Genomic DNA, 23,017 nt, shown 5'->3' with positions numbered 1-23,017 from the left:
GGCGAAAGTGAGTCGGGCATTCTTGTGCGTGTTCATTCGGCTGGCGTCCCTGGGATCTGGGTGTTTGGCGACTTCCAGTCTCTCAAACCCAGTCCGAATGGACACAACAACCTATTGAAGCTTCACAACTAGAGGGGTGTGCTTCTTCGCGAGGTCTGCGATCATCTGAAATATGAACGAATCCGGAATGTCGTCGCGGACCTTTGGCGCCTTCAACGGCGCGGAACCTAGAAAGTAGGCTTCCATCGCCAAGGTAGCTTGTGCCTCTGTGATTGCATGGCGACTGCCGCCAATCCCGACAACCCAATTTGGCAGGGCCTGTTCAACATCAGAGAGGAGGGCGGGTGCAGTCCCTTTCAAGGTGTTCAGCATCCCTTCGACCGTTGCGAGTTGTGCGGGTCCAACTCCTTTCTTGATCAGTGACTCCAGTCCGCCAACCGCTGCATCAACTTCCTTCTTGTACTGCGTCACTTGTTGCGTTTGAAACTCTCGTTCAACGACATACGGAAGATGCAGGTGCAATAGACCGGCCTTGGCAAGACGCTCCAGCGCAAGGAAGGCCAAATCCGTGCGCTTTGGGCTCTTCCGATAGATGTTCGTGTCTAGTACGACGTGGAACTGTGGCATGACGTGGACTGTCAGGCGTAACGTAGAGCTAATCGGCGCTGCGCGGATTTATCGCGCTGCGTCCAGCGACTGAAAGGAGCGAGGCTGAGCGCCGGGCTAGGGTTTGTGTGCGTCATATAGCGCCTCCCATGTGAGCTGCCCCACGCCAGTTGCGTTACTCGTAAACACGGTATCGATTGGGATGAGCTTGCCGAAGCCAAGAAATTTCTCACGATCTATCGACTGAAATGCGCGGCTATAAAATTCCACCGCCGACTCGGGGATCAGAATCGCGTGGCGACAGTTCGATCGGTTGGTTCTGCCTGTTTCCTTCAGCAACTCGCCAAATATCTTATGCACCGTGTTGTGTTTATCCTTTGAGTCGTCGCTTTTTGCCTCAATAACCCAGTGCAGGTCCGCTTTGGACTTGAATTCAATATCAGCAAATTTCTTGGATTTGCAGCTAGTATTGATGACGGAACCGATTTTTACGGTGTCGTCGGCGTGCCGCTCAAGATGAATAACAAACTCATTAATGAGGTCTTGTTCTGGAGTACGATTGGCCATCAACCATCCCCGATGAAAACCCTAACTAGAATTAAGCATCCGCTTTAGGCGGCGCCGATGCCGTTGAACGGAATTATCCGACGCGGTAAGTCATTGATCCTAAGCCGAAAGGGCAATATCGGAAAGACTTCTGCGGCGCAAGAATTCACGGATGGAGCAAATCCCTGCCACGCCGCCCCAGCCCCGGCTGCTGGACGAAGTCCGTCGCCAGATCCGCATCCGGCACTACGCTTACAGCACCGAGCGAAACTGCGTCTACTGGACGAAGATCTTCGTCCGGCTCCAGCGCCATCCTCGCGACATGGGTGCCGCCGAAGTTGAGGCTTTCCCGAGCTATCTGGCAACCGACCGCAAAGCGTGGGCCTCGACCCAGAATCAGGCGAAGGCGGCCCTGCTCTTTTTCTACAAGTCAGTGCCGGACATCGACCTACCTGGCTTCAGGAAGTCGTTTCGCCGCAGGGTTCACGCCGCCTGCCGGTGGTGTTGACTCGCCAGAAGGTCAAGACGCTCCTGGAAGCGCTGCGCGGCACGAACTGGCTGATCGCCAGTCTTCTTGACGGAGCCGGCATGCGCGTCATCGAGGGCTTGCGCCTTCGGGTCAAGGAGCTCGATCTCGAGCGCGGCGAGGCCGCGCGCCCGGTCAGCCGATCTTCGAGAAATCCGGCTTGCGCTTCTCGAGAAACGCGCTGAACGCCTCGCGCGCCGCCGGCTCGCGCAGCATGCGCCCGAACACCTCGCCCTCGCGCAGCATCGCCTCGCGCACGCCATTGGCGGCGGGCTGCTTCATCAGCGCCTTGGTGGCCACCAGCGAGCTCAGCGGCTTGGCCGCGAGCTTGACCGCTTGCGCGCGCGCATAGGCCTCGACCTCGGCGGCGGGGAGCACCCGGTTGACGATGCCCAGCTCGCGCGCTTCCTCGGCGCCGAAGGGCTCGCCGAGCAGCAGCTTCTCGGCGGCGCGCTGATGGCCGGCAATCGCCGGCAGCAGCAGGCTGGAGCCGGCCTCGGGGCACAGGCCGAGGTTCACGAAGGGCAGGCTGAACGCTGCGTTGTCGCCGGCATAAACCAGGTCGCAGTGCAGCAGCATCGTGGTGCCCACGCCGACTGCCGGGCCGCAGACCGACGCGATCAGCGGCTTGGGGAAAGCGGACAGCGCGCGCAGGAAACGGTGCACCGGCGCATCGCCGCTCTGCGGCGGGTTGTTCAGGAAGTCGCCCAGGTCGTTGCCCGCGGTGAAGGCCTCGTGGCTGCCGGTGATCAGCGCCACCCGCACCGCGCCGTCGGCCGCCGCCTGCTCGAGCCCGTCGGCCAGCGCCGCGTACATCGCGGCGGTGATCGCGTTCTTGCGGGCGGGCCGGTCGAAACGCAGCTCGCAGATTCCGTCGGCCACGCCGACCTTCACGTCCTCGGTCATTCTTGCTCCCCGTTATTCGTTGAACTTCTCGCGCCCGCGACGAGACCCGCGTCGATCACTTCGGCCACAACACCATCTGCGTGCAGCGGAACAGCGCCACCGTGCGGCCGGTCTCGCGGTGCGTGACCACCGCGTCCCAGACCTGGGTGGTGCGCCCCACGTGCGCGGCGGTGGCCACCACCTCGATCGTACCGTCGCGCGCGGTGCCCACGTGATTGCTCTTCAGCTCGATCGTGGTGAAGCCGCTCGCGCCTTCCGGAAGATGGGCCACCGTGCCGTAGCCGCATGTGGTGTCGGCCAGCGTGACCACTGTGCCCGCGTGCAGGAAGCCGTTCGGCGCGAAGAGCTCGGGCCGCACCGCAAGATGCGCGCGCATCCGGCCCTCCGCCACTTCGTCGACGACGACGCCCATCAGCCCGGGCAGGTGCCCCGGGCTGCGCGCGTTGAAGTGCTCCGGCGTCATGCCCGGCCGCAGGCCCGGCTTCGCCCCTTCGCTCTTCCCGCTCATGGCCTGCCCCTTCTTCTTCCCTGCCTCAGACCCGCTCGAACACGCCCGCCGCGCCCATCCCGGTGCCCACGCACATCGTGACCATCCCGTACTTCAACTGGCGACGGCGCAGCGCGTGCACCACGGTGGCCGCGCGGATCGCGCCGGTGGCGCCCAGCGGGTGGCCCAGCGCGATCGCGCCGCCCATCGGGTTGACCTTGGCCGGGTCGAGGCCCAGGTCGCCGATCACCGCCAGCGCCTGCGCGGCGAAGGCCTCGTTCAGCTCGATCCAGTCGAGCGCGTCCTGGCCGATGCCGGCGCGGGCCAGCGCGGCCGGGATCGCCTCCTTCGGGCCGATGCCCATGATCTGCGGCGGCACGCCGCGCACCGAGAAGGACACGAAGCGCGCGAGCGGGGTCAGGCCGAAGCGCTTGACCGCGGCCTCGGAGGCCACGATCAGCGCGCCGGCGCCGTCCGAGGTCTGCGAGCTGTTGCCGGCGGTCACGCTGCCCAGGCCGGTGGCCTTGCCGCCCGGGTCCTTCGGCGAGGCGAAGGCCGGCCGCAGCCTGCCCAGTGCCTCGAGCGAGGTGTCGGCGCGCGGGCCTTCGTCGAGCGACACGGTGCGCGTGCTGACCGCCAGCTCGCGGGTGGCCAGGTCGGGGAACTTCGTGACCACCTCGATCGGCGCGATCTCGTCGGCGAACTCGCCGGCCTGCTGGGCGGCGATGGCGCGGCGGTGCGACTCCATCGCGAAGGCGTCCTGCGCCTCGCGCGAGACCTTCCACTGCTGCGCGACCTTCTCGGCGGTCAGGCCCATGCCGTAGGCGATGCCGATGTTCTCGTCGGCCAGCACCCGCGGGTTCATCGACGGCCGGTTGCCCATCATCGGCACCATGCTCATCGACTCGGTGCCGGCGGCGATCATTACCTCGGCCTCGCCCACGCGGATGCGGTCGGCGGCCATGGCCAGCGCGGTCAGGCCCGACGCGCAGAAGCGGTTCACGGTGACCCCGCCCACCGTGTCCGGCAGGCCGGCCAGCAGCGCGCCGATGCGGGCCACGTTCAGGCCCTGCTCGGCCTCGGGGATCGCGCAGCCGACGATGGCGTCCTCGATCGCGGCCGGGTCGAGCGTCGGCACCTGGCCCAGCGCCGCGCGCAGCGCGTGCACCAGCAGGTCGTCGGGGCGCAGGTGGCGGAACACCCCCTTGGGAGCCTTGCCGATCGGCGTGCGGGCCGCGGCGACGATGTAGGCGTCCTGGACTTGTTTGCTCATTTCCTCGGCTCCCTCAATTGCGCACCGGCTTGCCGGTCTGCATCATCCCCATGATCCGTTCCTGGGTCTTGGGGTGCGTGAGCAGGCTCACGAAGGCCTTGCGCTCGAGCGTCATGATCCATTCCTCGTCGACCATCGAGCCCGGCTCGATGTCGCCCCCGCACATCACCTCGGCGATCGTCTTGCCCAGGTGGAAGTCGTGGGCGCTGATCAGCCCGCCGTCGCGCATGTTGACCAGCTGCGCGGCGATGGTGGCCATCGCGTCGCGCCCGGCGGCGCGGAAGGTCGCCTTGCGCGGTGGTCGCCAGCCGGCGTCGCTCATCGACTTGGCCTCGCGGATCGCGGCGTACAGGAGCTCGCTGCGGTTGAACACGATCTGGTCGGACTCGAGCAGCCAGCCCATGGCCTGCGCCTCGATCGCCGAGCGCGAGACCTGCGCGGTGCCGGCCGCCATCACGTACTTCTTCAGGAAGTCGAGCAGCGCCGCGTCGGGCGCCGCCGCCTGCTCCTCGGCCGCGCGGCGCGCGCCGTAGGTCAGGCCGCCCGCGCCGGGGATCAGGCCCACGCCGACCTCGACCAGGCCGATGTAGCTCTCCAGCGCCGCCACCCGGCGCGCGCAGTGGATGGCCAGCTCGCAGCCGCCGCCCAGCGCCATGCCGGAGACCGCGGCCACCGTGGGCACCTGGGCATAGCGCAGGCGCAGCATCGCCTCCTGCAGCTTCTTTTCCTCGGCCTCGATCGCTTTCGCGCCGCCGCTCATGAACACCGGCAGCATGGCCTGCAGGTCGGCGCCCACCGAGAACGGATCGTCGGGCGACCAGACCACCAGGCCCTTGTAGTCGCGCTCGGCCATCTCCACGCCCTTCAGCAGGCCGGCGATCACGCCGGGGCCGATCGCGTGCACCTTGGTCTTGATCGACGCGATCACCACGTCGTCCACGCCGCGCTCGCCGAGCGTCCACAGGCGGATCGAATCGTCCTCGAACAGCGTGTCGCCGGCGGTCGCCGGGCTCGAAGCGTTCTCGCCGGCCACCGCCGGCGAGAAGAGCTGGCGGCGATGCACTGGCTGCTCCACGCGTGGCGCGAACACGCCGCGCGCGGCCGACCAGGAACCCTGCGGCTGGTGCACGCCGCCGCGCTCGGCCACCGGGCCTTCGAAGACCCAGTCGGGCAGCGGCGCGGTGAACAAGGCCCGGCCCTGCTCGATGTCGTCGCGGATCCAGCCGGCCACCTGGGCCCAGCCGGCCTGCTGCCAGATCTCGAAGGGGCCTTCGTTCGCACCGAAGCCGAAGCGCATGGCCAGGTCCACGTCGCGCGCGTTGTCGGCGATCTCGGCCAGCTTGATCGCCGCGTACTGGAAGTTGTCGCGCATCAGCGACCAGACGAACTGGGCCTGCGGGTTCTTCGACTCGCGCAGCAGCTGCAGCCGTTCGCCCCAGGTCTTCTTCTTGAGGATGCGGGCGACGGTCTCGTCGGCCTTGGCGCCCGAGGGCACGTAGTCGCCCTTGGCCGCGTCGAAGCGCAGGATCGCCTTGCCGTCCTTGCGGTAGAAGCCGGCGCCGGTCTTCTGGCCCAGCGCGCCCTTGCCGATCAGCGCGGCGAACACCGCCGGGGTCTCGTACAGCGGGTGGAAGGGGTCGTCCTTCAGCTGGTCCTGCATCGTCTTCATGACGTGCGCGACCGTGTCCAGGCCCACGATGTCGGCGGTGCGGAAGGTGCCGGACTTGGCGCGGCCCAGCCTGGCGCCGGTCAGGTCGTCGACCACGTCGAAGCTCAGCTCGAAGCGCTCGGCCTCGCGCACCGTGGCCAGGATGCCCCAGATGCCGATGCGGTTGGCGATGAAGTTGGGCGTGTCCTTGGCGCGGATGCAGTGCTTGCCCAGCGTGCTGGTCAGGAAGGCTTCCAGCCGGTCGACGACCGCGAGCTCGGTGTCGCGGGTGGCGATCAGCTCCACCAGCGGCATGTAGCGCGGCGGGTTGAAGAAGTGCACGCCGCAGAAGCGGTGCCGCAGGCTGGCCTCCACGCCCTCGGCCAGGCTGCCGATCGACAGGCCCGAGGTGTTGGTGGCCAGGATCGCATGCTCGGCCAGGAAGGGCGACACCTTGCGGTACAGGTCGAGCTTCCAGTCGAGCCGTTCGGCGATCGCCTCGATCACCAGGTCGCAGTCGCGCAGCAGCTCGAGGTCGTCGTCGTAGTTTGCCGGGCGAATGAAGGCCGCCAGCGACGGATGGCCCAGCGGCGCCGGGTTCATCTTCTTCAGCGACTCGATCGCCTTGATGGCGATGCCGCTCTTCGAGCCTTCCTTCGCCGGCAGGTCGAACAGCACCGCCTCGACCTTCGCGTTGACCAGGTGCGCGGCGATCTGCGCGCCCATGACGCCGGCGCCGAGCACCGCGACCTTCCTCACCATGAAATTGCTCACTGTCGATTTCCTCGCTTCATTCTTCGCGGATCCAGGTCTGCGAGCGGCCGAACAGCGGCACGCCCACGTATCCCCGGACTTCGAGGCTGCGGCCGCCCTCGCGCAGCCGCATCTGGCTGCGATAGACCTTGCCGTTGTTCGGGTCGAGGATGCTGCCGCCCTCGAAGAGCTCGTCCTCGATCTTGCTGGCCCGCATGCCCTCGATGATCGTCATGCCCTGCACGCGCTGGCCCTTGCGCGCGTCGGTGCACAGGTCGCACACCGCGTCGGGCTTGTCGGTCAGGACCTTCTCGATGCGGCCGGTGTAGGTGCCGCCGGACTCGACGATGCGCACCAGGGCCTTGGGCTTCTTCGTCTCGTCGTCGATGTTCTTCCACAGGCCCGCCGGCGAGGGGGCCGGCGAGGGGGCGGACTGTGCCCATGCGACCGATGCGAAGCCCGCTGCCCCCGCAAGAGCGGCGGCAAGCACCGCGGCGGCCAGGCCGCGGCCGCGCCGTGTGTTTTCGTTCATCCTCGTCTCCTCCGGATTCGGGCTGCGCCCGTCAGAACAGTTCGACTTCGACGTCCATCAGCGGCTTGGCGCCGGCCCGCGCGGTGCGGATCAGCGCGGCGGTCTCGGGCATCAGCTTGGCGAAGTAGAAGCGGGCGGTGGCCAGCTTGGAACGGTACAGCGGGTCGCCCGATTCCTGCTTCTCCAGCGCCAGCTTGGCCATGCGGGCCCAGAAATAGCCAAGCACCAGGTGGCCGATCACCCGCAGGTAATCCACCGCGGCGGCGCCCGCTTCGTCGGGGTTCTGGAAGGCCTTCATGCCGATCTCCATCGTGAGCTTCTCGACCTTCTGGCCCAGGTCGGCCAGCGGGTCGATGAACTCGGCCATCTCCTCGTTCGTGCCCTCGGCCTCGACGAACTCGGTGACCAGCTTGCCGAACTTGCGCAGCTTGGCGCCACTGTCGCCCAGCACCTTGCGGCCCAGCAGGTCCAGCGACTGGATCGTGTTGGTGCCCTCGTAGATCATGTTGATCCGGGCGTCGCGCACGTACTGCTCCATCCCCCACTCGCGGATGTAGCCGTGACCGCCGTAGATCTGCATGGCCATGTTGGTGGTGACGAACCCGTTGTCGGTGATGAAGGCCTTCACGATCGGCGTGAGCAGGGCCAGCATGTCCTCGGCGTCCTTGCGCACCGCCTCGTCCGGATGACCGTGGGCCACGTCGGCCTGCAGCGCCGCCCAGTAGGCGAAGGCGCGCGAGCCCTCGGTGTAGGCCTTCTGGGTGAGCAGCATCCGGCGCACGTCGGGATGCACGATGATCGGATCGGCCGGCTTGTCCGGCGCCTTGGGCCCGGTCAGCGAACGCATCTGCAGGCGCTCCTTCGCGTAGGCCAGCGAGTTCTGGTAGGCGACCTCCATCAGGCCCAGGGTCTGCAGGCCCACGCCGATGCGCGCCGAGTTCATCATCACGAACATCGCCTGCAGGCCCTTGTTCGGGTCGCCGACCAGCCAGCCGGTGGCCCCGTCGAGGTCGATCACGCAGGTGGCGTTGCCGTGGATGCCCATCTTCTCCTCGATGCGGGCGCACTTCACGCCGTTGCGCGCGCCGGGATTGCCGTTCGCATCGGGAACGAACTTGGGCACGATGAACAGCGAGATGCCCTTGGTGCCCTGCGGCGAGTCCGGCAGCCGCGCGAGCACGAGGTGGACGATGTTCTCGGTCAGGTCGTGCTCGCCCGACGAGATGAAGATCTTGGTGCCGCTGATCCGGTAGCTGCCGTCGGCCTGCGGTTCGGCCTTGGTGCGCAGCATGCCCAGGTCGGTGCCGCAGTGCGGCTCGGTCAGGCACATGGTGCCGGTCCAGGCGCCCGACGCGAACTTCGGCAGGTAGACCTGCTTCTGCTCGGGCGTGCCGTGCGCGTGCAGGCAGTCGTAGGCGCCGTGGGTCAGGCCCGGATACATGGTCCAGGCCTGGTTGGCCGAATTCATCATTTCCTGGAAGGCCATGCCGACCGCGTGCGGCAGGCCCTGGCCCCCGTATTCGGGGTCGCAGGTCAGCGTGGGCCAGCCGCCCTCGCGGAACTTCGCCCAGGCGTCCTTGAAGCCCTTGGGCGTGCGCACGACGCCGTCGCCCTCGTAGGTGCAGCCTTCCTCGTCGCCGCTCCGGTTCAGGGGGAACAGGACCTCGGAGCAGAACTTGCCGCCCTCTTCGATGACCTGGTCGATCAGCTCGCGGCCGGTCTCGGCATGGGCGGGCAGCTCGGCGAGCCGGGATTCGACCTCGAGCAGCTCGTGGAGGACGAACTGCATGTCGCGGATCGGGGGAAGGTACTGGGCCATTGGGTTGCTCCTGGTTTCCGGGATGTCGGTTCTGGTGGGTTCGGGTGTCTGGTGCGGCGCTCAGCTGCCTGCCCTGGCGAGCTGTCGGTCCGGCGGGGGGCCGCTTTCGGATCCCGGGCGCACGCCCTGCCCGGGGCCGTCGCCGGCAGGACCGGTCCGGTAGCTGTCGATCAGCCGGTCGACGCTGCGCCGGGCGCGCGGCAGCGCGTCGGGGCTGTTGAGAAGGCGGCCGTCGTGGTGCAGCACCAGGATCACGCCGTAGAGCTGGAAGACCAGCTCGTCGACGTCGAGATCGGGAAGCAGCTCGCCGGTCTCGACCGCCTGGCGGATCGCCCGCGACAGCTCGCGCTGCCAGCCGCGCACGGTGCCGACCAGCTCCTCGCGCACCGCGCCGGGCCGGTCGTCGTATTCGGTGGCGCCCGAGATCCAGATGCAGCCGCTGGCCGCCTCGATGGCGGTGCGGTCGAGCCAGCGCGCCAGGATCGCCCTCAGCCGCTGCAAGCCGCGCGGCGCCTTCAGGCCGGGCATCAGGACCTCCTGGACGAAGCGCCGCTCGTACTCCTTGAGCACCGCGATCTGCAGGTCCTCGCGCGAGCCGAAGTGTGCGAACACTCCGCTCTTGGACATCTGCATCCGCTCGGCCAGCGCGCCGATGGTCAGCCCCTCGAGGCCGTCGCGGGCCGCGAGCTCGAGCGCCGCCGCGACGATCGAGGCGCGTGTCTGTTCGCCTTTTCTCATGGATCCATCAATTTTTCGAACGGTCGTACTATTTCCCGGCGAGCCTGCCTTGTCAAACGGAAACCCTGCCCCCGCGACGGCTTTAGAGTCCGGACTCTAGAATCCGGCGGCAGGTATAATTCGACCCATTCAAAGGGGCAGACGGTTTCTTCCGTCCCCGCCCCGGGCGGATCGCCCGGGCGCGCCCACCCCGCCGCCCGGAGACGCGCTCAGCCGTTCTGCGCTCTGCCAGGAGCCCGCCACACAGGCAGCTTCGGCGCTCCGGGTGCTTCCGCAACCGCCGGGCATGCCGATCGCGCGCCCACCAGGAGTCGACGATCTTCACAGCGTCTCGCGCATGCCGCGCGCAGACGGCGTGCGACAGTCGGCGGCTCGGCTGGCCGAAAGAGGGATCGAGAACCGATGCAGGAAACCCTTGCGCTGACGAAAGAATGGCTCGGCCCGTATGCCGCCGAGCTGCGCGTGGCGGCGTCGATCGCGGGCGTCGTCGTGCTGGCGCTGATCGTCCGGATCGCGATCGGCAAGGCGCTGCGCGTGTTCTTCGAGAAGGTCTCCGCCCGCGCGGCCCTCGTCGAGGAGCGCAAGCGCATCGAGACCGTCTCGCGGGTCACGCGGCGCACGGTCTCGCTGCTGATCGTGCTCGTGACCGCCATGGTGGTGCTGAACCAGCTGGGCATCTCGATCGCGCCCATCCTCGGGGCGGCCGGCGTGGTCGGCATCGCGGTGGGCTTCGGCGCGCAGAGCCTGGTGAAGGACGTGTTCGCGGGCGTGGTGCTGCTGATCGAGAACCAGATCCGGGTCGGCGACGTGGTCGAGATCGCCGGACTGAGCGGCGTGGTCGAGGAGCTGTCGCTGCGCAAGGTCAAGCTGCGCAGCTACGACGGCAGCGTGCACTACATCTCGAACGGGCTGATCACCACGGTGACCAACCGATCGACGGAGTTCGCCTACGCGGTCATGGACATCGGCGTGGGCTATCGCGAGAGCGTCGACCGCGTGTACGAAGTCATGCGCGCGGTGGCCGTCGAGCTGCAGGGCGACGCCGCATTCAAGCCGCGCATCCTGGGCGAGCTCGAGATCGCCGGCGTCGAGCAGTGGGCCGACTCGGCGGTGGTGATCCGCTGCCGGATCAAGACCCAGCCTCTGGAGCAATGGGGCGTTCGCCGCGAGTACCTGAAGCGGCTGAAGGCCGCCTTCGACGAGCAGGGCATCTCGATCCCCTTCCCGCATCGCACGATCATCCACGAGAATGCGCCGGGGCCGAAGGACGACCCGGCCTCGCCCCCTTCGCCCCACCTTTCGGCTTCGGAGTGAACCTGATGACTGGCGATCCGAGAGCGGATTTCTTCTTCTTCCTGCCCGCCTGGCCCCCGGCCGGCAACGCGGTCTTCTGGGTCTCGCTGACGATCGTCGTCGCGGGCCTGCTCGGCGAACTGGCGTTCCGCTGGCTGCGCCTGCCGCGCGTGGTCGGCTATGCGGCGATGGGCACCATCGTCTCGGCTTTCGGCGCCGGCATCGCCGGCGCGCAGATGAACGCCAGCCTGCGGCTGATCGTGGACCTGGCGCTGGCCCTGCTGCTGTTCGAGATGGGTTGCCGGATCAACCTGCGCTGGCTGCGCACCAACCCCTGGCTGCTCGCGACCAGCCTGCTCGAGTCCGCCCTGACCTTCGCGCTGGTGCTGCTTGCGCTGACCTGGCTGGGCGTCGGCATGCGCTTCGCGCTGCCCGCGGCCGCGATCTCGATGGCGACCTCGCCCGCGGTGGTGATGCGCGTGGCCTCGGAAATGAAGGCGTCGGGCCAGGTGACCGAGCGGCTCGTGCTGCTGAGCGGGCTGAACACCTTCTATGCGGTGCTGGCCTCCAAGTTCGTGGTCGGCTGGCTGCACGCCGAGTACTCGGGCAGCTGGACCGCGGCCTTCGCGCACCCGCTGTACCTGCTGGCCGGCTCGGCGATCGTGGCCGCCATCCTGGCCTTCGCGGTGGCGCAGCTCGCGCGCCGGCTCGACCTGCGCAACGAGAACTCCACGCTGCTGCTGCTGGGCATGATCCTGCTGGCGCTGGCCGTGACCAAGATGGCCAACCTCTCCACGCTGCTCGTGCCCCTGCTCGCCGGCCTGATCCTGCGCAACACCACCGAACGGCCCTGGATCTGGCCGCGTCACTTCGGCACCGCCGGGGGCGTGCTGGTGCTGATGCTCTTCGTGATCACCGGATCGGTCTGGTCGGCCCAGTCGCTCGCGGCCGGCGCCGCGGCCGGCCTGGTGCTGATCGTCGCCCGCAGCGTGGCCAAGATCGCCGCCACCGTGGCGCTCAGCGGGCCGAGCGGCATCCCGGTGAGCAAGGGCCTGGCCCTGGGCGTCGCGATGACCCCAGTCTCGGGCGCTGCCCTGGTGATGATCGCGGAGCTGCAGGACCTCTACCCCGAGTACGCCGCCGCGCTGACCGGCATCATGTTCAGCGTGATCGCCATCCTGGAACTGATCGGGCCGATCGCCGTGCACTTCGCGCTGCGCAAGGTGCGCGAAGACAACATCCGCTGACCTGAACGGAGAAACCGACCCATGGCGCTTGAAGCCTTCGCCGACTCGCGCGCGCTGACGCTCGGCGTCGAGCTCGAACTGCAGATCGTCAACACGCACGACTACGACCTCACCCACGCCTCGCACGACCTGCTGCGCCTGGTGGAGCGGCACACGCTGCCGGGAGACGTGAAGCCCGAGATGACCGACAGCATGATCGAGCTGTCGACCGGCATCTGCAACGACTACGCCGACGCGCTCGCCCAGCTCGGCGAGATCCGCGACGTGCTGGTCGACTGCGCGAGCAAGCTCAACATCGGGCTGTCGGGCGGCGGCACGCACCCCTTCCAGGACTGGAGCGAGCGGCGCATCTACGAGGCGCCGCGCTTCCACATGCTGTCCGAGCTCTACGGCTACCTGTCGAAGCAGTTCACGATCTTCGGCCAGCACGTGCACGTGGGCTGTCCGGGGCCGGACGCGGCGCTCGTGCTGCTGCACGGGTTGTCGCGCTTCATCCCGCACTTCATCGCGCTGTCGGCGTCCTCGCCCTTCGTGCAGGGCACCGACACCGGCTTCCACTCGGCGCGCCTGAACTCGGTGTTCGCCTTTCCGCTGTCCGGCCGCGCGCCGTTCACGCTCACCTGGGAGGAATTCCGCAAGTTCTTCGACAAGATGACCCGCACCGGCGTCGTCGAGAGCATGAAGGACTTCTACTGGGACATCCGGCCCAAGCCCGAGTTCGGCACGATCGAGATCCGCGTGCTCGACACCCCGCTCACGATCGGCAAGGCCGCGGCGCTGGCCGCCTACATCCAGTGCGTGTCGCGCTGGCTGACTTTCGAGCAGCCGTTCCGGCCCACCGAGGACGACTACCTGGTCTACACCTTCAACCGCTTCCAGGCCTGCCGCTTCGGCTTCGACGGCACCTTCGTCGACCCGCAGACCGGCGAGCACAGCACGATCGGCGAGGACATCCTGCGCACGCTCGACGCGGTGGAGCATCACTCGATCGAGCTCGGCGCCGACGACGCCTGCCGCCAGATCCGCGACGACGTGAAGACCCACGGCAACGACGCGACCTGGATCCGCCGGACCTACGCGCAGGAGCACATGCTTGGCGAGGTCGTTCGCCAGCAGTGCGAGCGCTGGAGCCGCTGAGCCAGACAGATGCTGCCTCGGGCCCTGAAGATCGGCCTCTCCGCGCGGCTGATGCACAACCCGCCCAGGGAACTGGGCTTTCGCAACAAGACGCTCCAGTACCTGGAGCAGTCGATTGCGCACTGGATCATGGCGCACGGCGCGCTGGTGATGATGATCCCGACGATCAGCTCGAACGCCGAGGTCAGCCGGCGCGGCATCTCGGTGCGCAGCTACGTGCGCGAGCTCGACGGCCTGGTGCTCCAGGGCGGCGCCGACGTCAGCCCCCGCTCCTACGGCAAGGAGCCGATGCGCGCCGAGTGGGCCGGCGACATCGTGCGCGACCGCTACGAGATGGACCTGATCCACGAGTTCATGGCGCAGGGCAAGCCGGTGCTCGGCATCTGCCGCGGCGCCCAGCTGCTCAACGTGGCCTTCGGCGGCACGCTGTACCAGGACATCCCCACGCTGCGGCCCGAGGCGATCCCCCACGTGGACGCCGAGCTCTACGACCAGCTGCAGCACGAGATCGAATTCGAGTCCGACTCGCGGCTCGCCGAGCTCTACCCCGGTCAGTTCGGCGGCCGCGTCAACAGCATCCACCACCAGGCGGTCGACCGGCTCGGCGGCGACCTGGTCATCGACGCACGCTCGCGCGAGGACGGCATCGTCGAGGCCATCCGCTGGCGCGGCAGCGGCTACGCGATGGGCCTGCAGTGGCACCCGGAGTTCCACTCGGCGGACGAGCGCCTGCTCGACGGCTCGCCGATCATGCTCGACTTTCTCGAAACGGCCGCGCGGATGCGCGACGCATCGGCCTGACGCGCTCGGTTATGCTGGCGCGACGCCCTCCGAGGCTTTGCCTCCGGGGCACCGCTCACGGCAACCAGGAGACACCGGGATGCGCCCGAACCGATTGCGCGAACGCTTCGATGCCGGCCAGGCCGCGGTGGCCGGCTGGCTGTCCTTCGACAGCCAGTACGCCGCCGAGACCCTGGGCCATGCCGGCTTCGACGCGGTGGTCGTGGACCTGCAGCACGGCCCCTTCCACGTCGACGCCGCGATCGGCCTGATGCAGGCGCTGTCCGCCACGCCGGCCATGCCGATGGCGCGCAGCCCCTCGCTGGACTTCGCCACGATCAACAAGCTGCTCGACGGCGGCGCCTGGGGGATCATCTGCCCGATGATCGACACGGCCGGGCAGGCGCGCGAGCTGGTCTCGGCCTGCCGCTATCCGCCGATGGGCATGCGCTCCTTCGGGCCGGCCCGCGGCGTGCTCTACGGGGGCCCCGACTACTTCGACAAGGCCAACGACACGATCGAGGCCTGGGCGATGATCGAGACCGCAGAAGGCCTGCGCAACCTGGAATCGATCTGCGCGGTGGACGGGCTGGCCGGCGTGTTCGTGGGCCCCGGCGACCTGTCGCTCGCGCTGGGCTTGCCGCCGACGCCGCGCTGGCGCGAGGGCCCGCTCGCCGAGGCGCTGGACCGCATCCTCCAGGCGGCCAGGGCGGCGGGCAAGCGCGCCGGGATCTTCTGCACCGCGAAGGAAATGGCCGGCGACATGCGCCGGGCAGGCTTCGACCTCATCGTGCCCGGCTACGACTCGCTTTACCTGTCGAGCGCGGCGCGCGAGTGGGTGGCGGCGGCGCGGGAGGGGTGAGCTTGCGGGCGGGGTCGCCGAGACAGCTCGAGGACCCGCGTACCGTCGGTGACGAACACGCGCTCTCCTGGAACGGGCCGTACCTGCCACCCGCCGGTGAACTCGCCAAAGGCAGGCAGCACGGCGTCGTGAGGGCGCACCCTGAAACACGGTAGCCGAAGGCGGTCGGCGCGGTTGCCGAGCACGCAGACGGGGTGCAGGTGACCGGACAGCGCGAACGCCCCTTCGCGCTCGGATTGGCCGTCGTCGGGCGGCTCGTGCAGCAGCCGCAGCTCGCCCAGCCGGTGACCGGGCGCCACCGTGTCGATGCCGCAGCCGGCCGGCAGCTTGCCGGCGCGTGCATCGTGGTTGCCGCGGACGAGGATCACCTCGACGCGGGCGTGCCGGGCTCGCCAGTCGGCGAGCGCCTTCGTGATGGACGGACGCAGCGCCTCGGGGGCGTGCAGCAGGTCGCCCAGCAGGAACAAGCTGCGCGCGGCGGTTCCGGCCAGCAGCGCGTCGAGCCGCGCCAGCGTGCGCTCAGTCGTTCCGCTCGGAACCGGCAGCCCGTGCGCCCGGAAGGTCGCCGCCTTCCCGAGATGCAGGTCGGCGACCATCAGCGAGCGCGAAGCCGTATCCAGCAGCGCCCGCTGCGGCAACAACCGCAATTCGCGCGAAGCGGCGACGATCGCTGCCGATCCCGCCGACGGACCCGATCCGGTCGACGGACTTCCTGGCTGCAGAATCGCGCTCGTGGACATCGCGCGATTCTATGCGCAGCGGGAGCGGGACCACTTCGGACCCGGCGCCGCGCGAGACCACGACCGGGCCGAACCACTGTCGCGCAGTGATGCTCAGCAAGTCGCGGACGGCGTTCATGGCGGCGTTCTCGGCACGGTGAGGTGAGGTCGGAGGACGAGCTTGCCGGGCCAGGGTGACGTCGCCATGACAGGATCATGGCGCGCCGATGGCAGCGCCGCGCTCAGCGCGAGGCCGACAGCGTCTCCGGCCGGCTCGCGCCGGCCTCGGACAGCGCCGCCCGCGGCGAGCGCCGGGCGAGTTCGCGTTCGAGCGAGACCAGGCGATCGCGCAGCGCGCCGACATCGGCGTAGCGCTCGCCGGCCACCGGCAGCTCGAGGCTGTTGCCCCAGACCTGCCAGGCGCCGGCGTAGACGCGGACCTGGCGGAAGCCCTGCGCGCGCAACCAGTCGGCCACGCGTTGCGCGGCGGCCGCGTCGTGACCGTAGACGATCGTCTCCTTGCGACGGTCGAGGGCTTCGACGCGACTGCGCAGGTCGCCCGCCACCGGGCCCGGCTCGTCGCCCTCGCTGGCCGGCAGGCTGATCGCGCCCGGGATGTGGCCGCCGCGCAGCGCGCGGATGTCGCGGCCGGCGTACTCGTCGGGCGAGCGGACGTCGATCAGCTGGACCCAGGGCTGCTCGATGCGCGAGAGCATCTCCTGCGTGGACACGACCGGGTCGAGCCAGTCCTTCGCCGCGGCCGGGCCGGGCGCCGCGAGCAAGGCCGCGACGACCAGGGCCGACGAAGCGACCAGGCAGCGGTAGGACGGGGCGCGGGACGAGGGGACGGATGCGGTCTTCACGGCGGCACTCCTTGTGCGAATGCCCGGATTCTGGGTGGCCGCCTGGCCGCGAGCCAGCAATCGCGCTGCCGGAATATCCTTATGCCGCAGGCGCCGAGTGGCTCAGGCAGCGCGCTCCAGATCGGCGACCAGCCGCGCGAGCCGGTCCGACAGCTTCTCGGTCGACAGGCGCTCGCGCATCCTCTCGACCATCAGTGGAAACGCGAAGGGCGAAGGCCGCTGCAGCTCGGTCCAGCGCGGTTCGCAGGTGGCCATCCGCTCGAGCGCGGCCCGCAGCCGGTCGATCTCGAGCTCGCGCTCGAGGACTTCGCGGCGCGCCTGGTCCAGCAGCAGGTTGCCGGCGTCGTGCCTGGCGAACACCTCCCAGAACAGGCTCGCCGAGGCCTGCAGCTGCCGCGTGCCGCGCGCCGCGCCCGGAAAGCCCGGGAACAGCAGCCCGGCGACCCGCGCGATCTCGCGGAAGCGCCGCATGGCCAGCTCGCCGCTGTTCAGGCTGTCGAGCACGTCCTCGAGCAGGGCGTCGGTGGACATCAGGCTGCGATCGCGAACGGACTGCCAGTCGACAGGCGTGGCCGAGAGCAGCTCGAACCCGTAGTCGTTGACCGAGATCGACAGCGTGGCCGGCGCGCGACGTGCGAGCCGCATCGCGAACAGCGAGGCGAGGCCGAGGTGCACCTGGCGGCCGGCGAACGGGAACACGAACAGGTGCCAGCCTTCGCGCGACCGGAGCGACTCGACGAGCAGCGCCTCCGGACCGGGCAGCGCCGACACCCGTTGCTGGCGCTCGAGCAGCGGGCGCAGGGCCTTCATCTCCGGGCCTTCGTAGCGGCCCTGCCCGGCCTGCGCGAGCCGCGCCAGCACCGCGTCGGCGAGCTCGTTCGACAGCGGCATCCGCCCGCCGCGCCAGCGCGGCACCGCGCTGCGCCGGCCGCTCGCGCGGCGCACCCAGGCGGTCATCTCGTGGACCCGCGCCAGCTCGAGCAGCCGCCCCGCGAACAGGAAGCAGTCGCCGCGCCGCAGCCGTCCGATGAAGCTCTCCTCGACCGTGCCGAGCCGCGCGCCGCCCACGAAGCGCACCTGCATGACCGCGTCGGACACGATGGTGCCGATCGCCATCCGGTGGCGCCGCGCGAGCCGCGCGTCGGCGACCCGGTGCGCGCCATCGGCGTCGACGACGACGCGCCGGTAGTCGGGATAGGCGGTCAGGCTGGGGCCGCCGCGCAGCACGAAATCGAGCGCCCAGCGCCACGCGCCCTCGTCCAGGTCGCGGTAGGCGTGGGTGTCGCGCACCTCGGCGAGCAGCGCGTCCGGGCGGAAGCCCGGGCCCGCGGCGATCGTGACGAGGTGCTGGACCAGCACGTCGAGCGGCTGGCGCGGCGGGTCGCGCGCCTCCACGCGCCCGGCCAGCGCCGCGTCGCGCGCGGCGGCGGCCTCGAGCAGCTCGAGCGCGTGGGTGGGCACCAGCGTGACGCGCGACGGCCGCCCCGGCGCGTGGCCCGAGCGCCCGGCGCGCTGCAACAGCCGGGCCACGCCCTTGGCGCTGCCCACCTGCAACACGCGCTCGACCGGCGCGAAGTCGACGCCGAGATCCAGGCTCGAGGTGCAGACGACCGCCTTGAGCAGGCCCCGCTTGATGCCGGACTCGACCCATTCGCGCACCTCGCGGTCCAGCGAGCCGTGATGCAGGGCGATCGCGCCGGCCCAGTCCGGACGCGCGTCGAGCAGGGCCTGGTACCAGAGCTCGGCCTGCGACCGCGTATTGCAGAAGACCAGGGAGCTCGGGCTCGCGTCGATCTCGCCCACCACCGCGTCGAGCATCGTGAGGCCGAGGTGGCCTGCCCAGGGGAAGCGTCCCGGGCGCTCGGGCAGCAGCGCGTCGACCAGCAGGCGCTTCGGGCGCCGGCCGCGCACCACCCGGCCCGGGCGGCCCGCCAGCAGCACGTCGAGCGCCTCGTCGAGATTGCCGAGCGTGGCCGACAGGCCCCAGACCACCAGGCCGGGGTTCAGCCGCCGCAGACGCGCGAGCGCGAGCTGCAGTTGCACGCCGCGCTTGTTGCCGAGCAGTTCGTGCCATTCGTCGACGATCACCACGGACACCGCGGCGAGCGTCGTGTCCGCATCGGCGCGCGACAGCATCAGCGACAGCGTTTCGGGCGTCGTGACCAGCGCGGCCGGCGGCGAGCGGTCCTGGCGCTGGCGCTCCGAGGACGAGGTGTCGCCGGTGCGCAAGGCGACGTCGCAGCCGGCCGGCGCGCCGCCAGCGAGGCCGGCCAGCGGCTCGCGCAGCGCGAGCACGGTGTCGGCGGCGAGCGCGCGCATCGGCGTGATCCAGAGTGCGCGCGTCGCGCGCGCGCGGCGCGGCGGCGCGTCGCTCTCCGGCGCGGCCAGCCGAAGCAGCGCGCCCAGCCAGACCGCCAGGGTCTTGCCCGATCCGGTCGTGGCATGCAGCAGGCCCGACTCGCCGGCCCGCATCGCGCGCCAGACTTCGCGCTGGAAGGCGAAGGGCTTCTGCCCCCGACCGGCGAACCAGCGCTCGGCGTCGGCGAGCGTGGGTCGGAATGCGCGGGTCCGGCTCATCCGGTCTCGCCGTCGGCCGGCACCGACACGATCCAGCCTTCGAGCGGATCCACGCGCGCCGGCAGGCCGTAGGCCTGGTCGCGCCGTTGCCAGGCCCAGGCCGCCTGCGCGAGGCACAGCAGCGCATCGAGACGGTCGCCGGTCGCATCGTCGAGGCAGGCCTGGGCGAGCGCCGGGTCGAGACGGACCGCGATCGCGAGCCGGTTCTCGCCGCTCGCCAGCGCCGCGAGGACGCGCGCGCGTGCCTCGCGGCGCTGCGGCGTCTGGCGCGAACGATCGTCGGACTTGTACGACTCGCGCCCGACGATCGAGCGCGCCACGAAGCCGGGATAGGCCTCCAGCGCGATCCGCGCCGGGTCGCCGGCGTGCAGGCCAGGCAGCGTCGCGCCGGCGGCCAGCAAGCGCGGCGCGCCGGCATGCAGCATCAGCGCGACCGGCGGGTTGACCCACTTCATCGACGGGCTGGAACCGGCGGGCCGGTCGGTCGCGCGGTGCGCGAACTTCGATCCCGGCGCGCGTGCCTGGCAGAAGGCGCGCAGGCAGGCCATCAGCTCGGCGCGGGACAAGCCGGCCGCGTGATCGATCGAGGCGGCCCAGTTCCCGGCGGGCCAGCCCAGCGACTCGATCAGCTCGCGCGGCCAGCCGAAGGGGAAGTCGAAGGCGGCCAGCCACGGGCCCGCGCGGCGCAGCCATTCGTCGAAGGCGGCCAGGCTCTCGAGCGCCTCGAAGGCGAGCAGGTCGAGCGAAGCGCCGCCCGCTGCGGCGCCTGGCGCTGCGGCGCCGGCCGCCAGGCGCCCGCTCGCGACCACGATCGGCTTGCGCCGCGTGGGCGCCGAGCTGAAATCGATCCCGTGAAGCCTCATTCCGGTTCGTCCCCTGCGCCGGGGGCGGCGCGCTCACTCCCGCCGCCACGGTCGAGCAGCGCCAGCAAGCCTTGCAGCGTGTCGGCCTCCTCGACGGGCTTGTCGGGCCGGCGGCGCGCGATCCGCGGGAAGCGCACCGCCAGCCCCGATCGATGACGGTTCGAGGGCTGGATGCCTTCGAAGGCCAGCTCGAAGACCATCGTGGGCGTCACGCTGCGCACCGGGCCGAACTTCTCGACGGTGGTCTTTCGGATCGCCGCGTCGACCTCGCGGATCTCGGCGTCGGTCAGCCCGGAATAGGCCTTCGCGAAGGGCACCAGCTCGCGCCCGGGCGCGCCGGGCGGCGCGCTCCACACCGCGAAGGTGTAGTCGGTGTAGAGGCTCGCGCGCCGGCCGTGGCCGCGCTGCGCGTAGACCAGCACGCAGTCGGCCGTCAGCGGATCGAGCTTCCACTTCCACCAGTCGCCGCTCGAGGCGGACTTCGTGCGGCCGACGCCGTAGGCGGCGTCCAGTCGCTTGAGCATCAGGCCCTCCACGCCGAAGGCCCGCGCGCCGGCGCGCGCGGCCGCGGCCGCGGCCCAGTCGCGGGCCTGCAGCGCGGGCGACAGCGCGATCGGCATCGCGGGCGCAGGCAGCGGCCCGGCGCCGGCCGCCTCGAGCAGCGCCGCGAGCCGCGCGCGCCGCCCGGCCTGCGGCAGCGCACGCAGATCTTCGCCCTCGTGCTCCAGCAGGTCGAAGGCCAGCAGCGCCACCGGCGCCTCGCGCAGCAGCCTCGCGCCCGGCTCGAGCCGGCCGATCCGGCGCTGGAGCTGCGCGAAGGGCATCGGCGCGGCGGCGCCCGCATCCCAGCAGACCAGTTCGCCGTCGAGGACCACGCCGTCGGGCAGCGCGCGCGCGGCCGCAGCGACTTCGGGGAAACGCTCGGTGACCAGCTCCTCGCCGCGAGACCAGATCCAGGCCTGGCCCGCCCGTCGCACCAGCTGCGCGCGGATGCCGTCCCACTTCCATTCGACGAGCCAGCGGCCGGCCTCGCCCAGCGTGTCCGCCTGCGCGGCGGACAGCGGATGCGCGAGAAAGAACGGATAGGGGCGGGCCGCCCGTTCCAGGGCGGCAGCCGCGTCGGCCGGCGCGCCTTCGCCGCCCTGGACCACCAGCGCGGCGAAGGCGCGGGCATCGGGCGCGCGCCCGCCGTCGGTGTAGCCGACGAAGCGATGGGCCACGCTGCGGGCATCGATGCGGAAAGCCTCTGCCAGCGCCCGGATCACCAGCTGCCGCGAGACCCCGACGCGAAAGCCGCCGGTCAGCAGCTTGTTCATGACGAAGCGCGCGCCGGGGTGCAGGCGCCGCCAGGCGTCGGGCAGCGCGTCGGCGAGCCTCTCCGGCTCGGCTCCGCGCAGCGGCAGCAGGCGCTCGCGCATCCAGGCGTCGAGCCCGGCCTCGTCGACGAGGTCGGGCGGCGGAAGCAGCAGCGCGATCGTCTCGGCGAGGTCGCCCACCGCCTGGTAGCTCTCCTCGAACAGCCACTCGGGCAGCTCGGCCGCGCGGCGGGCGGCGGCGCGCAGCGCGGCCATCGGCGCGATCCGCCGCGGCTTGCCGCCGGCCAGGAAGTATGCGGCCCAGGCCGCGTCGGCCGCCGGCGCGGCGACGAAGTAGCGGGCCATCGCATCGACCTTGCGGCGGGTCGAGGTGGTGGCGTCGAGCTCGGCGTAGAGCGCGGCGAAGCGCTTCATCGCGGCGGCTCCGGAGCGCCGGGGCCTGCGCCGGGTTCGTCGCCGACATCGGCGTCTCGCGCGCCGACTTCCGCGGCGCCGTCCTCGTCCGTTCCGTACTCGGTGGCGAAGGACTGCGCCTGCAATCCACGCTCGCGCAGCCAGCGGACCATGACCGCCTCGTAGCCGTGCGTCACGACGACCCGCGCGGCGCCGGTGCCGGCGATCGCCTGCTGCAGGCCCGGCCAGTCGGCATGATCGGAGAGGACGAAGCCGCGATCGACCGAGCGCCGCCGCCGCGCGCCCCGGATGCTCATCCAGCCCGACACGAAGGCGTCGCTCGCGTCGCCGAAACGTCGCGCCCAGGGCGAGCCGGCAGCCGAGGGCGGCGCAAGGACCAGGGCGCGGCCGGCCTGCGAAGGATCGCGCAGTTCGCCGGCGGCAACGGTGTCGGGCAGCGCGACGCCAGCCTCGCGACAGACCCGGTTGAGCGAGTCGATCGCGCCGTGACAGGCCACCGGCCCCGGGGCCTGCGCAAGCGCGCCCGCGCCGGCCGGACCGTCGGTGCCCAGCGCGTCGGCCAGGCCCGCCAGCAGGCGCTGCGCCTTGCCGAAGGCGTAGCAGTGGAGCAGGCTGGCGCGTCCTTCGGCGGCATTGGCCTGCCACCAGGCGAGGATGTCGGCGACGATCCGTGCCTGGGGCGCCCAGCGGTAGACCGGCAGCCCGAAGGTCGACTCGGTCACGAACACATGGCAGCGCACCGGCTCGAAGGCGCGACAGCTGCGGTCGGCCTCGACCCGGTAGTCGCCCGACAGGACCCAGACCTCGCCGCGGTGCTCGAGCCTGATCTGCGCCGCGCCCAGGGCATGCCCGGCCGGATGGAAGGAGACCTTCACGCCGTTCACCTCGATCGACCGCCCCCAGTCGAGGGTCTGCAGCGCGATCGCGCCCAGTCGCGCGCGCAGCACGCCGGCGCCCTCGGCGGCCGCCAGGTAGGCGCGATGGCCCGGCCGGGCGTGGTCGGCGTGCGCGTGCGTGATCAGCGCGCGATCCACCGGCCGCCAGGGATCGATGAAGAAGCCCCCGGCCTCGCACCAGAGGCCCTCGGGGCGCGCGACGACGAGATCGGTCAT

21 protein-coding genes are annotated in these 23,017 nt (G+C 70.4%); 6 read left to right on the top strand and 15 right to left on the bottom strand.

Features of this window, described 5'->3' with window-relative positions:
• Window positions 1-111: 111 nt before the first annotated feature.
• A complete protein-coding gene (locus FHP08_RS15560; RefSeq protein WP_147705401.1) occupies window positions 112-627 on the bottom strand; it encodes a PIN domain-containing protein in 516 nt (171 codons plus the stop codon).
• Window positions 628-723: 96 nt separating this feature from the next.
• Window positions 724-1,173, bottom strand: a complete 450-nt coding sequence (locus FHP08_RS15555) for a hypothetical protein (RefSeq protein WP_147705400.1) — start codon at window positions 1,171-1,173, stop codon at window positions 724-726.
• A 151-nt stretch (window positions 1,174-1,324) separates the two neighbouring features.
• Between FHP08_RS15555 and FHP08_RS15550 the strand changes: the two genes are divergently transcribed.
• Window positions 1,325-1,660 carry a phage integrase N-terminal SAM-like domain-containing protein gene (locus FHP08_RS15550; RefSeq protein ID WP_147705399.1) on the top strand — a complete coding sequence of 112 codons (336 nt, stop codon included), beginning with the start codon at window positions 1,325-1,327 and terminating at the stop codon, window positions 1,658-1,660.
• A gap of 153 nt (window positions 1,661-1,813) precedes the next feature.
• Here FHP08_RS15550 and FHP08_RS15540 read toward each other — a convergent pair whose 3' ends face one another.
• Genes FHP08_RS15540 through FHP08_RS15510 form a run of 7 tightly spaced genes read right to left on the bottom strand, consistent with a single transcriptional unit; the run spans window position 1,814 to window position 9,834 of the window.
• Entirely contained in the window at window positions 1,814-2,584 is a 771-nt protein-coding gene (locus tag FHP08_RS15540; RefSeq protein WP_147705397.1) for an enoyl-CoA hydratase, read from the bottom strand.
• Window positions 2,585-2,639: 55 nt separating this feature from the next.
• Window positions 2,640-3,092 carry a PaaI family thioesterase gene (locus FHP08_RS15535; RefSeq protein WP_225879160.1) on the bottom strand — a complete coding sequence of 151 codons (453 nt, stop codon included), beginning with the start codon at window positions 3,090-3,092 and terminating at the stop codon, window positions 2,640-2,642.
• 25 nt (window positions 3,093-3,117) lie between these two features.
• The gene (locus FHP08_RS15530) at window positions 3,118-4,344 is read right to left on the bottom strand and encodes an acetyl-CoA C-acyltransferase (protein ID WP_147705396.1); all 1,227 of its coding nucleotides are present in this window, start codon (window positions 4,342-4,344) and stop codon (window positions 3,118-3,120) included.
• A 13-nt stretch (window positions 4,345-4,357) separates the two neighbouring features.
• The gene (locus FHP08_RS15525; RefSeq protein ID WP_147705395.1) at window positions 4,358-6,766 is read right to left on the bottom strand and encodes a 3-hydroxyacyl-CoA dehydrogenase/enoyl-CoA hydratase family protein; all 2,409 of its coding nucleotides are present in this window, start codon (window positions 6,764-6,766) and stop codon (window positions 4,358-4,360) included.
• Between the two features lie 16 nt (window positions 6,767-6,782).
• The gene (locus tag FHP08_RS15520) at window positions 6,783-7,277 is read right to left on the bottom strand and encodes a DUF2147 domain-containing protein (protein ID WP_147705394.1); all 495 of its coding nucleotides are present in this window, start codon (window positions 7,275-7,277) and stop codon (window positions 6,783-6,785) included.
• Window positions 7,278-7,308: 31 nt separating this feature from the next.
• Window positions 7,309-9,096: an acyl-CoA dehydrogenase C-terminal domain-containing protein gene (locus FHP08_RS15515; protein ID WP_147705393.1), complete on the bottom strand. Its 1,788-nt coding sequence runs from the start codon at window positions 9,094-9,096 to the stop codon at window positions 7,309-7,311.
• A gap of 60 nt (window positions 9,097-9,156) precedes the next feature.
• The gene (locus FHP08_RS15510; RefSeq protein WP_147705392.1) at window positions 9,157-9,834 is read right to left on the bottom strand and encodes a TetR/AcrR family transcriptional regulator; all 678 of its coding nucleotides are present in this window, start codon (window positions 9,832-9,834) and stop codon (window positions 9,157-9,159) included.
• 402 nt (window positions 9,835-10,236) lie between these two features.
• Here FHP08_RS15510 and FHP08_RS15505 point away from each other — a divergent pair, with 402 nt between their 5' ends.
• From FHP08_RS15505 to FHP08_RS15485, 5 genes are all read left to right on the top strand, one after another.
• Entirely contained in the window at window positions 10,237-11,148 is a 912-nt protein-coding gene (locus FHP08_RS15505) for a mechanosensitive ion channel family protein (RefSeq protein ID WP_147705391.1), read from the top strand.
• 5 nt (window positions 11,149-11,153) lie between these two features.
• The gene (locus FHP08_RS15500; RefSeq protein ID WP_147705390.1) at window positions 11,154-12,374 is read left to right on the top strand and encodes a cation:proton antiporter; all 1,221 of its coding nucleotides are present in this window, start codon (window positions 11,154-11,156) and stop codon (window positions 12,372-12,374) included.
• Window positions 12,375-12,395: 21 nt separating this feature from the next.
• Window positions 12,396-13,511, top strand: a complete 1,116-nt coding sequence (locus FHP08_RS15495; protein ID WP_147705389.1) for a YbdK family carboxylate-amine ligase — start codon at window positions 12,396-12,398, stop codon at window positions 13,509-13,511.
• Between the two features lie 9 nt (window positions 13,512-13,520).
• Complete coding sequence (locus FHP08_RS15490; RefSeq protein ID WP_147705388.1) at window positions 13,521-14,312, top strand: gamma-glutamyl-gamma-aminobutyrate hydrolase family protein; 792 nt, start codon at window positions 13,521-13,523, stop codon at window positions 14,310-14,312.
• 79 nt (window positions 14,313-14,391) lie between these two features.
• A complete protein-coding gene (locus FHP08_RS15485; protein ID WP_147705387.1) occupies window positions 14,392-15,153 on the top strand; it encodes an HpcH/HpaI aldolase family protein in 762 nt (253 codons plus the stop codon).
• Here FHP08_RS15485 and pdeM read toward each other — a convergent pair.
• The 6 genes from pdeM to FHP08_RS15455 form a co-directional block, all read right to left on the bottom strand.
• Entirely contained in the window at window positions 15,102-15,893 is a 792-nt protein-coding gene (gene pdeM, locus FHP08_RS15480) for a ligase-associated DNA damage response endonuclease PdeM (protein WP_147705386.1), read from the bottom strand. The genes FHP08_RS15485 and pdeM overlap by 52 nt on opposite strands.
• A gap of 221 nt (window positions 15,894-16,114) precedes the next feature.
• On the bottom strand, window positions 16,115-16,735 hold the full coding sequence (locus tag FHP08_RS15475; protein WP_147705385.1) for a sulfurtransferase: 621 nt from the start codon (window positions 16,733-16,735) through the stop codon (window positions 16,115-16,117).
• A 102-nt stretch (window positions 16,736-16,837) separates the two neighbouring features.
• Window positions 16,838-19,312: a ligase-associated DNA damage response DEXH box helicase gene (locus tag FHP08_RS15470; protein ID WP_147705384.1), complete on the bottom strand. Its 2,475-nt coding sequence runs from the start codon at window positions 19,310-19,312 to the stop codon at window positions 16,838-16,840.
• Window positions 19,309-20,175 carry a DUF429 domain-containing protein gene (locus tag FHP08_RS15465; RefSeq protein ID WP_147705383.1) on the bottom strand — a complete coding sequence of 289 codons (867 nt, stop codon included), beginning with the start codon at window positions 20,173-20,175 and terminating at the stop codon, window positions 19,309-19,311. Before FHP08_RS15465 ends, FHP08_RS15470 begins: the two co-directional genes overlap by 4 nt.
• On the bottom strand, window positions 20,172-21,905 hold the full coding sequence (locus tag FHP08_RS15460) for an ATP-dependent DNA ligase (RefSeq protein WP_147705382.1): 1,734 nt from the start codon (window positions 21,903-21,905) through the stop codon (window positions 20,172-20,174). The genes FHP08_RS15465 and FHP08_RS15460 overlap by 4 nt, the downstream gene beginning before the upstream one ends.
• Window positions 21,902-23,017 (bottom strand): ligase-associated DNA damage response exonuclease, encoded by a 1,116-nt coding sequence (locus tag FHP08_RS15455; protein WP_147705381.1) that lies wholly within the window; start codon window positions 23,015-23,017, stop codon window positions 21,902-21,904. The genes FHP08_RS15460 and FHP08_RS15455 overlap by 4 nt, the downstream gene beginning before the upstream one ends.

The organism is Zeimonas arvi, assembly GCF_008039575.1.
Taxonomy (GTDB): domain Bacteria; phylum Pseudomonadota; class Gammaproteobacteria; order Burkholderiales; family Burkholderiaceae_E; genus Zeimonas; species Zeimonas arvi.
This window is presented reverse-complemented; position numbering and strand designations above follow the sequence as displayed.

Bases quoted from the DNA above. Each gene is read 5' to 3' on its own strand.
- FHP08_RS15560 (WP_147705401.1), bottom strand. From the start codon at position 627: ATGCCACAGTTCCACGTCGTACTAGACACGAACATCTATCGGAAGAGC.
- FHP08_RS15555 (WP_147705400.1), bottom strand. From the start codon at position 1,173: ATGGCCAATCGTACTCCAGAACAAGACCTCATTAATGAGTTTGTTATT.
- FHP08_RS15550 (WP_147705399.1), top strand. From the start codon at position 1,325: ATGGAGCAAATCCCTGCCACGCCGCCCCAGCCCCGGCTGCTGGACGAA.
- FHP08_RS15540 (WP_147705397.1), bottom strand. From the start codon at position 2,584: ATGACCGAGGACGTGAAGGTCGGCGTGGCCGACGGAATCTGCGAGCTG.
- FHP08_RS15535 (WP_225879160.1), bottom strand. From the start codon at position 3,092: ATGAGCGGGAAGAGCGAAGGGGCGAAGCCGGGCCTGCGGCCGGGCATG.
- FHP08_RS15530 (WP_147705396.1), bottom strand. From the start codon at position 4,344: ATGAGCAAACAAGTCCAGGACGCCTACATCGTCGCCGCGGCCCGCACG.
- FHP08_RS15520 (WP_147705394.1), bottom strand. From the start codon at position 7,277: ATGAACGAAAACACACGGCGCGGCCGCGGCCTGGCCGCCGCGGTGCTT.
- FHP08_RS15515 (WP_147705393.1), bottom strand. From the start codon at position 9,096: ATGGCCCAGTACCTTCCCCCGATCCGCGACATGCAGTTCGTCCTCCAC.
- FHP08_RS15510 (WP_147705392.1), bottom strand. From the start codon at position 9,834: ATGAGAAAAGGCGAACAGACACGCGCCTCGATCGTCGCGGCGGCGCTC.
- FHP08_RS15505 (WP_147705391.1), top strand. From the start codon at position 10,237: ATGCAGGAAACCCTTGCGCTGACGAAAGAATGGCTCGGCCCGTATGCC.
- FHP08_RS15500 (WP_147705390.1), top strand. From the start codon at position 11,154: ATGACTGGCGATCCGAGAGCGGATTTCTTCTTCTTCCTGCCCGCCTGG.
- FHP08_RS15495 (WP_147705389.1), top strand. From the start codon at position 12,396: ATGGCGCTTGAAGCCTTCGCCGACTCGCGCGCGCTGACGCTCGGCGTC.
- FHP08_RS15490 (WP_147705388.1), top strand. From the start codon at position 13,521: ATGCTGCCTCGGGCCCTGAAGATCGGCCTCTCCGCGCGGCTGATGCAC.
- FHP08_RS15485 (WP_147705387.1), top strand. From the start codon at position 14,392: ATGCGCCCGAACCGATTGCGCGAACGCTTCGATGCCGGCCAGGCCGCG.
- pdeM (WP_147705386.1), bottom strand. From the start codon at position 15,893: ATGTCCACGAGCGCGATTCTGCAGCCAGGAAGTCCGTCGACCGGATCG.
- FHP08_RS15470 (WP_147705384.1), bottom strand. From the start codon at position 19,312: ATGAGCCGGACCCGCGCATTCCGACCCACGCTCGCCGACGCCGAGCGC.
- FHP08_RS15465 (WP_147705383.1), bottom strand. From the start codon at position 20,175: ATGAGGCTTCACGGGATCGATTTCAGCTCGGCGCCCACGCGGCGCAAG.
- FHP08_RS15460 (WP_147705382.1), bottom strand. From the start codon at position 21,905: ATGAAGCGCTTCGCCGCGCTCTACGCCGAGCTCGACGCCACCACCTCG.
- FHP08_RS15455 (WP_147705381.1), bottom strand. From the start codon at position 23,017: ATGACCGATCTCGTCGTCGCGCGCCCCGAGGGCCTCTGGTGCGAGGCC.